The organism is Bifidobacterium minimum (assembly GCF_000741645.1).
Classification (GTDB): domain Bacteria; phylum Actinomycetota; class Actinomycetes; order Actinomycetales; family Bifidobacteriaceae; genus Bifidobacterium; species Bifidobacterium minimum.
Map to the genome: position 1 here is coordinate 36,792 of NZ_JGZD01000005.1, position 12,687 is coordinate 49,478.

Below are 12,687 nucleotides of genomic sequence, written 5' to 3' on the forward strand. Positions count from 1 at the left end.
TCTGTTATCAATAGACGAGGCGCATATCTGAACGGTCGATCAAGGAGAGCAATGGCCAACCACCGCAGGCGAAGAACGACCTTGACGTCCCTGAGCAAAAAGCAGTGGGTTCGCATCGTGGCGACGCTCACGGCCGTGGGACTTCTGGCATCCGGAGCTGCGGTCTCCCGAAACTTCTACGCGCAGGAGCAGTCCTCGAAGTCACGCGTCACCGCGTACTCGGCTACGGACAGCAGCGCGCTTGACGTGTCACGTGGGTACGATCGGCAGCCCATCAAAGGCCTCAAAGCGGGAACCGCCATGGTCACGGTGACGATCAACGGCAAGTCCCGTGTGGTGCTGGGCACGAAGTTCACCGATGTCAAATCCGTCCTCGATGCCGGAGACATCACGCTGGATCCCGACGACACCATCTCCCCCTCGCTGACGACCAAGGTCTCCGAATCGACGTCCATCACCATCACCCGCGCATCAGCGGATCTTCAGACCAGCACCACGTCGATAGCCTTCAACGTCGTGCGCAAGACCACATCCGCGCTCCCCAAGGGAACCGAGCAGGTCAAAACACAGGGCGTCAAAGGCGTCATGGAGACGACCAGCCTGGTGACACGTTCGGGATCGCATATCGTCGAATCCAACATCTTCACCTCATACGTCAAAAAGGCTCCCGTCGACGAGGTCATCCTCGTGGGAACGGGGACCACCTCGTCGTCATCGTCATCGTCGTCGTCCTCCGCGGCATCAACCGACATCGGAACGACCACGCCCGTCGGCGACATGCAGAAATGGGCGCACGACTACATGCTGTCCAACGGATACACCGAGGCGGATTTTACCGCGACCGTGTACATCATCTCCCACGAGTCCGGCTGGAGGGTCAACGCCGTCAATCCCAGTGGCGCCTATGGACTTCCCCAGGCCCTTCCGGGCAGCAAGATGGCCTCCGCCGGGTCGGACTGGGCCACCAACTACCAGACGCAGCTCAAATGGTTCTGGGGCTACTGCGCGCAGCGATATGGCAGCGTCCAGGGAGCCTACTCCTACTGGCAGGCCCACAGCTCCTACTGATCCGCTACCTCTGATCCGCCATCCGGTACCTCTGACTCGGAAGGCTCTTCTCCGCGGCGTCTTCGTCCCCATTCCAACGGGGAGAGGGTTCCAACGGGAAGAAGGCGCCGTATGCGTTTATGAATTTCGGCTCCGAATCCTGTTGTCTCTCGAACCGTGTGGTCTCTCGAACCCCGTCACCTGAGAACGATAAGAGTGTGCGTGTCTCTCTCTCATCATTTGCTGCTCCGGACAGGTGCTTCTCCACCTCGCAACACCAGACAGAATGACGAAGACGATGACAGGATGACGACAACCACTAACCGATGACGGTGACCGGACGCCTCTTCATGGTTATTCCCCCAAAGCGGACCCACATGACAGTGGACTCACATGACCATGACCAGAAACGCCGCACCTACGGCCGCAGCAATTGCGGACGGCCCGCACCACCACGGAAAGGACGCCCCGAACGGTTTCGCTGCGGCGTGGCGGGCCTCCCGGACCGCACGAGTCGCACCGATGCTTTTCCCCGAGGCCGGCGACGCGGTGTGACGGTCACGTCCATCAGAGGCGCGTGACAAGGAATCCCGCCCATCGGAAGCAACCGATCGTACGGACCTGCGAAAATCGATGACCGGAATATCCCATGATGAGTCCACGATGTCACGGTCATACGCCGGGTCGGCGGGGAGGCTCGGCAACTGGGAGCCATTCGGAATCATGGGGGCATCGGCGATCGAAGCGTTCCCGGACGCGCTGTGATTCACCGGAACACGCATGAGCAACGCTAAGTCAAAGGCACCGTCGATATCGCTCATCGCGCAGACTCCCTGTCATCAAAAACGGGCATTGACGCACCACAATCGATTATGAGTTCCGTTTTTTGGCGGTTCCCGCATGATGCGCGCCCGTCGAAGACTCCTCCGCATAATAATAGTAGTTTTTGGAATGGATCTTCTTGGGGTTGGCAAGGTTGAAGATGTAGCCAAGAATCTTGACCTTGGTGGTCGTCAGAGATTCGAGGACGGAACGAAGATCACGCTTGTCCGCGACCTCACGACCCACCACCATGACCACGCCGTCAGAGATCTTTCCCAGCACCGCCGCGTCATTGGACACGGACATCGGCGTCATGTCTACTATCACATAGTCATATTGCTTCTGCGCCTGCTCGACCAACTCCAGCATGATCGCGGAATTGAGCAGAATGCTCGCGTTGGCCACACGCCGCCCCGCAGGAAGTATATGGAAATTCGGCCTCCAATACGGCTGGACGACATCCATGGGAGTAGCCTGCGCCGAAAGTATATGAGACAATCCGACATTACCCTCGATGTCAAGAGCGCGGGCGACGGACGGATGCCGAAGATCGCCATCGATCAACAGGACGGTCTTCCCCTCCTCAGCTATGGCGGCGGCGACATTGGTTGCGACGGTTGTCTTCCCCTCGCCCGGCTCGGCGGACGTGAATATCAGGAGATGTCCCTTCCCTGCCTGCGGGGGAGTGAGGAACGAGATGTTCGAACGAATCCGTCGGAAATCCTCAGCCTCGGCGCTCGCCGGGTGCGCGGAGACCACGACGGCCTGTTCCGTCATAAACGCCGACTTCGGCACGCTCCCCAGAGACGCTGCGCCATTGTCGATCTCCTTGACATCATCGACGCTGTCAATCTTCGTGTTCACCATATCCTTGATCAGAGCGACGGCCACCGCCATCACCACAGCCAGAACAAGGCCCGCAACCAGATATAACGGAATTTTGGGGGTACTCGGCGATTGCGGAACCACCGCAGGTTGGACGACACTCAATTTTATCGGAGATGTGTCATCATCTCCCGAGTACAGGGAAGAGGATATCTGCCGGGCCAGATTGTTGGCAACGCTATTGGCGATGGCGGCGGATTGATCAGGATCCCCGCCTTCGACGCTGATATCGACCATGAACGTGTTCGTCGGATTCGTGGCGGTCACCATATCCGCCAGCTGCTCGACCGTCATGTCCAGATTGAGATCCGATATCACCGGCTTCAGAATTGCCTCGGTTTTGACCAGCGACGGGTACGTCTTGATCTGCGTCGACAGATATGACGTCCCCGAGTTCATATCCGCCGAGGTCTGGCTGCTTTCGCTCTTGCTCGCGTACGAAGCGAAGATCTCCGCCGTGGCGGTGTATTTCGGAGGCATGAGGAAGGTGACTATGACGACGAGGCCAAAGACGACGAATGCCGTCACCAACGCCGTCACACGTCGCTTTTTCAGAATGATCCACATATCGGCTAAGGTCACGATACTCTCATTTCTCCCCAAAAAATGTCAAACAGTACGGTATTCTACCATCAGGTCATCCCCGAATCCGGTGTCCCAGGCGCATGCTTCGCAGCATGGTGCGCAGGGATTCATTGATCTGGTTCGCGACCCGCAGAAAACACTCGAAATCACGCCCGTAAGGGTCGGGGACGTCCTCGAACGGGGGAATCCGTGCACGCACCAGCGTCGCCTGCTCGGCCACGGAGATAAGGCGCTCCCCGATAGTCCGCCCCACCACACTGCCGTGGTCCGCGCAATAGCGGCACATCGCGGCGAACTCGGGCAGGATGAAGATCCATCGGACGGAGGCGGGCACGAGAGAGACGATGTCACGTCTCTGCTGACGCTCAAAGCACAGCACGAGATCGGCGGACTCCACCATATCCTTCGTCAATCGTCGCGAGCGGAAGTCCTGCGACTCGATGCCGACCCCATCAAGCAGACGGGCGCTTGAGGGATCGATGGCATGGTTGGGAAGGCCTCTGGTCCCCGCGCTCTCCACACGGATGGAGGTCCCCTCAAGGTAACGTTTCAGCAGCAACTCCCCTAGAGGAGAGCGGCAGACGTTCCCCGTGCATACGACAAGGATTCTCATCAGGATCGCTTTTCCACGGTGCAGACGGACATGTCGTAGGTGATTCCCTGATCCACCCACCCCATAGGAGTCTGATCCATTCGCAGGTCGGTCACCGACTTGACCGACGTGACCGCAGTGAACGATATGGTCGCCTCGCCTCCGGGGGGTATGGTGATCACGCTCGCATAGACCTTTTTACCGTTCAGCGTGGTATTTTTCGGGGAAGTGGCGTCACCGTCGATCGTCAGATCCCTGATCGACCCGCCGCTCGGCGGATAGACGAGCGTCTTCTCGACGGCGTTGCCGCTACGCGTCGAGCCGGTGATGTATGAGGGGAGATCCGCGACCTTGTCACTGGACAACGTGTTTTTCATCCTGTAGGTAACCTGATATGTCTGGGACCCATCGGTATTGCAGGAAAGACGAACGACCGTGGACGTGCGGTGGACGTACCAATCCATCTTCGAGGGGGACTGCTGGGTGATATACACGCCGACGGAGGGGTTCTTCTCGCTGTCAGGGGACGATGCCGTGAAACCGGCCGCGGCCACGGCCTTCTGGATAGCCGAGTCAAAGACGAACACCGACATATGGCGGCCCTGGGCCATGGATCCCATGATCGTGCCAATGGTCATGAGCTTGCTGACCGTCATATCCGAAAACGCGCTGCTCAGGGTGCGCTCGGCGACCAATTCGAACAGCTGATCCTGCTGAGCGACCGGATAATCGATGTACACCGTGTTCAGCAGGAACTCCGCGGTATTGCTCCCGGTGAGCACACGGCCATCCGGCAATGTGACGTTTCCCGTGGCGGCTATCAACTGCTGCAGGACGACGGGATCGACGAGAATGACCCCATCGAGGTCCTCCTGCGTTCCCCATGGGGTGTTCTTCCATATGCCCTTCATCGCCTCGGCGACACGAGCCGTGTCGGGATACACCGCTGAATCACGGATGTCAAAGGACATCTTCAAGGGTCCCCACGCGGTGAAAAGCCGCGATTCATCCGATGTCGGCGTTCCCCCCTTATAGGACAGATAATCCTTGTTCGACCGGAAGTCGCCGATGCTGATGGCTCCTTTATTGGTATGCATCTCTCCGACCGATCCGATGAGTCCGCCGGAGGATCGCGCCTCCGACGTCGTCATCGCCATCACGGCATACGTTCTGGCGCCCTGCGCGCCGAGGAATTCCGGAAGTATCCGGAATCCATCCGCCAGACTCGTCACGGAGTCCTTGACGGAGGACAAGGACGATTGGCCCGATAGATACGCCGTCTTTATCGGCGTCAATCGAGGGGTGGCCAGATTGTCGTATTTCTCGGTCTGCCGGTTCAAGGCCACGCTGATCGAGGACATCTCCTTCTGGGAGGCGAGTATGGGGCTGAGATTGATCGTGGCGTCTCCGGCGCTGAGCGTCGAATTCTGGAGGGTGTGGATCACGTCGGCAAGCCGTGGCACGACGTTCTCCGCCACATCCGATACCACGTCCGTCATCCCCTGCACCGTCGCAATGTCATCACCGACCAGAGGAAGAACCGCAGCGAAATCCCATAGGCGCCCGTGGGTTATCGCCTTTGCCTTTCTCGTGTTCATCTGGGCGGAGGAGATCTTCTCCTCCAGTTTGGAGAACTCACTCTGCGAGATCCCATCCGCCTTCACCACCGATGACAGGGATGACAGAGAACTCACCGCTCGGCTCTCATACTCCTTGACCGAACGAGCCTGCTGATACAGTCGCCAAGACATCACGCCCGCGGCGACGGCAATGACGACAAACGCGATTCCCACAACGACAAGCACCCGGATCCAGATACGCCGTGGCCGTGGCGGCTTCCGCGTTGCATGGACCACAGTATGTCTCCCCATCGTTCCCTCATCTTCCGTATCATCACGATCCACGAGAGAAACCCTATAACAGATGGGCATCCCCCCATGTCGCCGACGTCGGCATCATCCGCCGTTCCGGTTATCATGGCCCGCTACGATTCGCTCGTCACGATCGGCAATCCACGCATCCTGAAACTAGCCGCATGGCACGGTCATCATCCTCGATATCTCAAGGTCAGATGTCCACCCCTGTCAAGAATCCATGAATGAAATCGGCATACGGGAAGTGTCGCAGGCGATTCGCCGTCCGAGGAGCGCTCCTGACGGATGGTGTCCCAGAACTCCTCAACAGGCTGATCGCACAACGGCACTGCACAATGTCGTCCTCTCACGGCGCACCACCTCATTGTCATGGACAATACCCACTAATGTCATAGTATGCCTCGTCCCGTGAAGGAATGATGAAGGCATGGGTCCGGCTGCGGCTATCACGACGGGCATGCCATCATCGAGCCACGTTCCGGACCAGCAGCCGCGTCGCCGCCCATCGGTTCATACCCGCATACGGCGTTTCTGGCTGGCCGTGGCGCTATCCATCACGACATCCGTCATTCTGGCCGCGATCTGGTTCTCGATTACCCCGACGCCATCCATCCTTCTTCTCCGCAACGCCTTCCGGCAGCAGGAGCTGACGAAGCCCGCCGGGTTCACGCGCGTCAAGGCCGGCGTGACGGTGGTTCACAACCCTACCTACCCCTCACGATACGGCCGCAACACCTTCGATCTCTATGAGCCCACGAAGAAAAGCGCCAAGCCGCTGCCCGTGATCGTATGGGCGCATGGCGGAGGCTTCATTGCCGGCGACAAGGCGAGCATGGAGACGTATGCCACATTGATGGCCAACGAGGGATACGCCGTGGTGACGGTGAACTATGACTACGCACCTGATGGAACATATCCCACGCCGGTTATCCAGATGGGCGAGATGGTGGATTACGTGTCCACCATCGCCTCGCGCCGTGACCTCGACCCGACGAGGATCATCGTGGGAGGAGATTCGGCCGGGGCTCAGATCGCGGCGCAGTTCGTCGTCGTCAACACCACACCGGGATATTCTCAGTGGACGCATATCGCGAAGACATCGCTGTCTAGCCCGCTCAAAGGGGCGATCCTGTTCTGTGGACCCTATGATCTGGAGTCGTCCGCCGCAGAGGAATCCTCCGTGGTGAAGAAATGGTTCATCAACACCATCGGCTGGGGATATCTCGGACGGCGTGATTGGAAGGACAGCACCGAGCTTGACGAAGCCACCATCGTCAACCACATCTTCTCGAATTTTCCTCCCACCTATGTCACGGATGGCAACCTTGTCTCGTTCCCGGATCAGGGACGGTCCCTCGTCGAAAGGCTCACCGACGCGAAGGTTTCCGTAAAGTCCCGTTTCTTCCCCGACGAGCCCTCGCTCCCCCATGAATTTCAGTTTGATTTCGCCTATCCGGAATCAGGACTCGTCTGGAACGACGTGAGTGATTTTCTCACGTCGATGATGAAATAACCTCGCGAACACAGTATCCGCATAAGGAACACAGTATCCGTATAAATACGAGATGTGAATAAACGAGATGGAATTTTCTCCACATTGTCATTTTTATTTGTTTTACCATTTATAATTGGCATGGTGAATGGACATGATCAAATCTTCCCATTCACGACGACAACTTCACTATGACTGGCGACAACACTGATCTGGTGATGACACGAAATAGTGGTAACACTGAATAGCGATAACAAAGATATTGATCACAAGGAGAATTAATGGCCATTTTGCAAGGATTTGAAGAAATCAGCACTGATGTTCCGACCATCAAGATAACCATGACCGTTATGGAATCCGTTCTTCGCTTCAACAAGGGAACCGCGGAGGCGCTGGGGTTCCCGGCATACGTCAAGATTCTGGTGAATGCCAAAACCGGTCAGGTCGCGGTCCAGCCGTGTGGAGCGAAGGAACAGAACGCCATCAAGTTCAGCAAGCCCGAGGGGAAGCAGACGGCTTCGGTCAGCCTCAAGGACAAGGCCCTTCTCGACGCGGTCGCGAAGTTCTTCAAGCTTCCCGAGGCACCCGACGGAGAACTCTCCTACCAGCTGGTGTCCGGGACCCTCTATCCGAACGAGAAAATCGCCGTCTTCACCGCGTCCGAAGCCGTGAGCGGAACCATGAAGCGCCGCGGCCGCAAGAAGGCGTCCGCAGCCTGAGTGGAGAGATCCCCGCATCATCCCGGTCTCGACCATCCGGTTCCGACGGCGCCGCCGGAACCGGATGGAACCGATACGATCAGAGGACGCGCGGATCAAGGGATGCGCGATCACGACGGCACGAGGCGCGGCAACACAACGAGGAGTGCGCGATCATGACACGGCATAGGCCATCATTCGTGATCCGCGCACCCTTGTTTTATTTTGTCTTGTTCCCGGTCATACTTCCCCGGTCATGTTCCCGCATCGATGCGACGGCGCGACCAGGACGCGGGGCGTCACGACACGGCGATAGACGTGGCGATGGCGGACGGCGTGGCAGCGGCGGCCGCCAATGCGGCGGCAGCCACCAGCGCCGTGCGGAATATATAGAGGAATATGAGGTCGCGCTAGTCCTCCTGCTTCCACGCATCCACATCAATGTGGTGTTCGGGGTTGGCCTGCCAGGCTTTCCACGCGGACTCGACGATGTCGTGCACGCCGTACCGCGCATGCCATCCCATCTCGTCGTTGATTCGCTTCGGAGACCCGATAAGATGCGGCGGATCGCCGGCGCGGCGCGGCGCGACCGTCTCGACGAAGGGAAGACCCGTGACCTTCTTGACCTCATCCACGATCTGACGCACGGAGGTCCCCTCACCCGTGCCCACGTTGAAGGCGTCATAACGGCGCTCGTCACGGTCGAGATACGCGAGGGCCGCAAGATGCGCGTCCGCAAGATCCGACACATGGATGTAATCGCGCACGCATGTCCCATCGGGCGTGGGATAGTCATCGCCGAAGACGAGGGGCGCTTTGCCCTTCTTCAGCCTATCGAACAGCATCGGAATGAGGTTGAGAATCGCGGGATCCTCAAGCTCGACCGGGCCGCAGCCCGCCACATTGAAGTACCGAAGCGCGCAGAAGCGGATTCCGAACGGCTCCTCGCACGCGCGGGCCATCCACTCACCGAACAGCTTGGTTTGGCCATAGGGGTTGATCGGGATCATGGGAACGACGTCCTCGGGGACCACGTCCACCGGAGGGACTCCGTAGGTGGCCGCCGACGACGAGAAGACCAGACGGCTGGCGTTGGACTTGGTCATGCCCGTCAGGACGTTGAGCATCCCGTTGATGTTCTGCTGGTAGTACCACAGAGGTTTGGCGACGGACTCGCCGACCTGCTTGCGGGCCGCGAAATGAATGACGGAGTCCACATCCTCGTCGCTCATGATCTCCCCCAGACGCTCTCCGGCACCGGGAGAGGAGATGTCCATGCCATACAGGCGGGCGCCCTCGATGCGAGTGGGCTTCCCGTAGCTCAGATCGTCAACCACGACGACCCTCTTCCCGGACTCATGAAGCGCATGAACGACATGGGCGCCGATGTATCCGCATCCTCCGGTAACAAGAACTGTCATATGATCACATCCCCATCAAAATCATGGCGTGCTGAACGTCGACCCTCACTGGCGCCTCGTGACCATCACACCGTTGTCTGCCTTATCGCACTAACAATATATCACATAAAGACAACAAAAACGAACAAATCGCTCGACGGATCCACTTCGAGATCCACCGGAATCCGATCGTTCACCGCCGTCACCATATCGTGGAAAACAGCGTCCCCACAACACAACACGTCCCCACAACACAACACGTCCCCACAACACAACACGTCCCCACAACACGATGGAGTCCACCGACACCGTACCAGGTCGATGGACTCCATGACTGATATGGACTGGGTTTTGTTCCTGATTTCCCCAGATAAGGAATGATGGAATTATGAGCACTCGATATACGAAGGAGTTCAAGGAACGGGCGGTCAGGCTGCTGGCTGAGTCCCGTGGGAATTATTCGTCGCAGACGCAGGCATTGGTCGGCGTGGCGAAGGATCCGGGTGTGGCGGCGGAATCATTGCGCCGCTGGCAGGCCAAGGCCGATACGGCATGCACTACGGATCGCGAGGAGTCCGGTGAGCCCAGGCGCCTGCGCCGGGAGAATGCACAGCTGCGTCGGGCGAACGGGATCCTTTCCTCGGCGTCGGCTTTTTTCGCCTCGCGGCTCGACCCGACACGGCGTTGATGGTCGCGTATATCGACGCGCATCGTGCCAGGTTTGGGGTCGGGCCGATCCGCACGGTCCTTGCGGGCCGCGCTGGCTGGCGGGTTTCTCACCGCCAGAGCCTACTGGCAGGCCAAGAAGCGTGCCGCCAGTAGGATGCGGGCGCGTCATGGGACGCTGGCACGCGACATCCAGGTGATGCACGCGCACCGGTTCCAGGCGGTGTACGGGTATCGCAAGGTGTATCACCGGCTGATCCGCCGGGGATGGCGTGGGATCGGGCGCGACCAGGTGCTGCACGTCATGCAGGAACTCGGCATCCAGGGAGTGCGTCGTGGCAGGATTCCCATCACCACGCGCCCCGCCAGGAGCGCGGGTGGCAGGCCGGATCTGGTGGAACGCCGATTCACCGCCGAAGCTCCGGGCCGCCTGCATGTGGCGGACATCACCATCATCACGACTCGCGTCAGGCTCGTTCGCCTATGCGGCGTTCGTCACCGACGCGTACGCGCGTCGGATCGTGGGCTGGGCCGTCAGCACGAGCCAGCACACCACGCGACTGCCGTTGATCGCCTTGGATTAGTCCATCAGCCGGGCTGCCCGACATGGGGATACGCGCGGCCTGGTCCACCATTCGGATCACGGCACCCAGTCCATCAGCGGCCTGTACGGCACGCGCCTCAACCAAGCCGGCATTCTCGCCAGCACGGGCAGCGTGGGCGACTCGTATGATAACGCGCTGGCAGAAACCGTCAACGGCGCATACAAGACGGAATTGATCAAACGATCCGACCCGTTCGAATCCGTGCACGCCCTGGAACAGGCCACCTTCCAATGGGTCTCCTGGTGGAACCGGGAGCGCCTGCACCAGCACCTCGACTACCGGACACCAGCAGAAGTCGAAACCCTGTATCATCAAACCAAGGCGACACTCGTCGCCCAATAAGACACCGGGAACAAAAACCAGTCCACATCACCCGCTGAACTTCGGACGATTCATAATAGGCACATTAAGTACATATCGTCATACGAGCCATCATTTGGTCGACACTCGTCAGAAAACTCGGCTACCTGCACAACCCCGTAATTCGCCAAGTATTGTCAAACTGCGAGTAATCGAAGACGCAGGGCAACGATTGCAGGTGATTTCGATGCGACAACGACATCAATTCGAAAAAATAACGTCGGAGTGGAAGAGAAAACTCACTGGTTTCATCCTGTGAAACGACATGATCATAGCGACCCTCACCTCGGCACGGTTTGAACTCATCCACGAACAAGCGCCGGCATCCGATACGGCTTATGAGAAACGACGGCGACCGTCAGCCGCCTCCCCACACCAGCACGATCCGCACGCGCGGGCTCCCGCCCGCGACCAAGTCCCTGATCCGCTCCCCCTGTAGTCACCCTACGGAACATACCCGCACTAGAAGATTTCTCAGTTGCATCGCTATTCCGCAGTACCGGTTCGCGATACGCTCATCGGACGGTCCTTGCCGATGGACCACCAGAAATATCTCTGCACCACAAGATCAATGAGAAGCATGACCAGCATCGCGAACGCAGTGGTCGCCAATCCCATAGCCAACTGCCCCACATAACCCCAGTGCACCGCATCAATGTCCAACAACTTGAATATCACGAGTTTCCCGACGTTGAGCGACAGAGCATTCACGGCATAGAAAACGAGACTGTCACGACCGACCCGTGCAAGCACCGGCTGCTCCCCGACAACGATACAGAGCATCGTAAACCCCACTGCACCTGATATCGCGGCAATCATCCTCACCACCCACAGCATCCCCTCAGGGACAGTGAAATGAACAGCCGACACCGCCACGACCACGTACAGCGCAATCAACGGAATCGCCATTGAGGCCGCCCGAGGTCTCGTGACCGAAAGCAACGCTTGGCGGCATACCAGACCGACGGCCATGAAGCCCGCTATCTCGATGCCTTTGATGATCTGGAAAGGAAGAACCGGTAGTGCCCGGGTTCTTGCGCACTTTGGTTCTTGCCCGCCTGTGTGGGTTTTCAGTTCGCTTCCTGTATGGTGTCCTGGAGGCGGGACATGTCCAGGTAGCGGCGTGTGGACCAGTCGTTGGCGGTGACGTATCTGATTCTGGCGGTGATGAGCATCAAGCTGATTTGCCGTCGGGGAATGCGCCCACGACACGGGTCCTTCTGCGGATCTCGCGGTTCAATCGTTCGATCATGTTGTTCGTGCGGATCCGCCGGCGGTGCTCACGAGGATAATCGTCGAGCAGGTAGGTGGTGGTCTCGCCGATCCCCTCCCGCAGACACGTGGCGGCCTGGTTGAGTTTCCTCTGCTCCATCTCGGTGGCGACGCTTTCGGCCTTGGCCAAGGCGGCCTGACGGGTTTCCGAAGCGAAGATGGCTTTCAGCGCGTCGGCGGCCCACCGGCTGTGACGACGCGAGACCTTCGAGAGGATGTTGCGCATGAAATGCACCATGCACCGCTGGTAGCGCGCCCTGGGCAGCAGTTCGCCGACCGTCGAGACCAAACCGGCGCACCGGTCACCCACCACGAGGCGCACACCCGTCAATCCGCGTGCGATCAGACTGGTGATGAAATTCTGCCAACTGACGGCATCCTCCTTCATG

The 12,687-nt window shown here is 58.8% G+C and carries 8 protein-coding genes and 2 pseudogenes; 4 read left to right on the plus strand and 6 right to left on the minus strand.

The features are described 5' to 3' along the window. Positions 1-51: 51 nt before the first annotated feature. A complete protein-coding gene (locus BMIN_RS01305) occupies positions 52-1,068 on the plus strand; it encodes an aggregation-promoting factor C-terminal-like domain-containing protein (RefSeq protein WP_022861826.1) in 1,017 nt (338 codons plus the stop codon). A gap of 849 nt (positions 1,069-1,917) precedes the next feature. On the opposite strand, the gene BMIN_RS01310 is transcribed toward BMIN_RS01305, so the two are convergent. The 3 genes from BMIN_RS01310 to BMIN_RS01320 are packed head-to-tail and all read right to left on the minus strand — an operon-like array spanning position 1,918 to position 5,736. Further along, a complete protein-coding gene (locus tag BMIN_RS01310; RefSeq protein ID WP_022861824.1) occupies positions 1,918-3,336 on the minus strand; it encodes a tyrosine-protein kinase domain-containing protein in 1,419 nt (472 codons plus the stop codon). A gap of 55 nt (positions 3,337-3,391) precedes the next feature. Beyond that, entirely contained in the window at positions 3,392-3,952 is a 561-nt protein-coding gene (locus BMIN_RS01315) for an arsenate reductase/protein-tyrosine-phosphatase family protein (protein ID WP_022861823.1), read from the minus strand. Next, positions 3,952-5,736 carry a DUF4012 domain-containing protein gene (locus BMIN_RS01320; RefSeq protein WP_022861822.1) on the minus strand — a complete coding sequence of 595 codons (1,785 nt, stop codon included), beginning with the start codon at positions 5,734-5,736 and terminating at the stop codon, positions 3,952-3,954. Before BMIN_RS01320 ends, BMIN_RS01315 begins: the two co-directional genes overlap by 1 nt. A gap of 526 nt (positions 5,737-6,262) precedes the next feature. Between BMIN_RS01320 and BMIN_RS01330 the strand changes: the two genes are divergently transcribed. Continuing rightward, on the plus strand, positions 6,263-7,318 hold the full coding sequence (locus BMIN_RS01330; protein WP_162138771.1) for an alpha/beta hydrolase: 1,056 nt from the start codon (positions 6,263-6,265) through the stop codon (positions 7,316-7,318). Between the two features lie 260 nt (positions 7,319-7,578). Beyond that, on the plus strand, positions 7,579-8,016 hold the full coding sequence (locus BMIN_RS01335; protein ID WP_022861819.1) for a hypothetical protein: 438 nt from the start codon (positions 7,579-7,581) through the stop codon (positions 8,014-8,016). Between the two features lie 389 nt (positions 8,017-8,405). Here the strand turns inward: BMIN_RS01335 and galE are convergent, their stop codons facing one another. After that, positions 8,406-9,416 carry a UDP-glucose 4-epimerase GalE gene (gene galE / locus BMIN_RS01340; RefSeq protein ID WP_022861818.1) on the minus strand — a complete coding sequence of 337 codons (1,011 nt, stop codon included), beginning with the start codon at positions 9,414-9,416 and terminating at the stop codon, positions 8,406-8,408. A gap of 367 nt (positions 9,417-9,783) precedes the next feature. Here galE and BMIN_RS08845 point away from each other — a divergent pair. Then, positions 9,784-11,046: pseudogene (locus tag BMIN_RS08845) on the plus strand (IS3 family transposase). A 466-nt stretch (positions 11,047-11,512) separates the two neighbouring features. Here BMIN_RS08845 and BMIN_RS01360 read toward each other — a convergent pair. Beyond that, on the minus strand, positions 11,513-11,935 hold the full coding sequence (locus BMIN_RS01360; protein WP_152595264.1) for a hypothetical protein: 423 nt from the start codon (positions 11,933-11,935) through the stop codon (positions 11,513-11,515). Between the two features lie 161 nt (positions 11,936-12,096). Further along, positions 12,097-12,687: pseudogene (locus BMIN_RS07940) on the minus strand (IS256 family transposase); the annotation flags it as partial.

Bases quoted from the DNA above. Each gene is read 5' to 3' on its own strand.
- BMIN_RS01305 (WP_022861826.1), top strand. From the start codon at position 52: ATGGCCAACCACCGCAGGCGAAGAACGACCTTGACGTCCCTGAGCAAA.
- BMIN_RS01315 (WP_022861823.1), bottom strand. From the start codon at position 3,952: ATGAGAATCCTTGTCGTATGCACGGGGAACGTCTGCCGCTCTCCTCTA.
- BMIN_RS01330 (WP_162138771.1), top strand. From the start codon at position 6,263: ATGCCATCATCGAGCCACGTTCCGGACCAGCAGCCGCGTCGCCGCCCA.
- BMIN_RS01335 (WP_022861819.1), top strand. From the start codon at position 7,579: ATGGCCATTTTGCAAGGATTTGAAGAAATCAGCACTGATGTTCCGACC.
- galE (WP_022861818.1), bottom strand. From the start codon at position 9,416: ATGACAGTTCTTGTTACCGGAGGATGCGGATACATCGGCGCCCATGTC.
- BMIN_RS01360 (WP_152595264.1), bottom strand. From the start codon at position 11,935: ATGGCGATTCCGTTGATTGCGCTGTACGTGGTCGTGGCGGTGTCGGCT.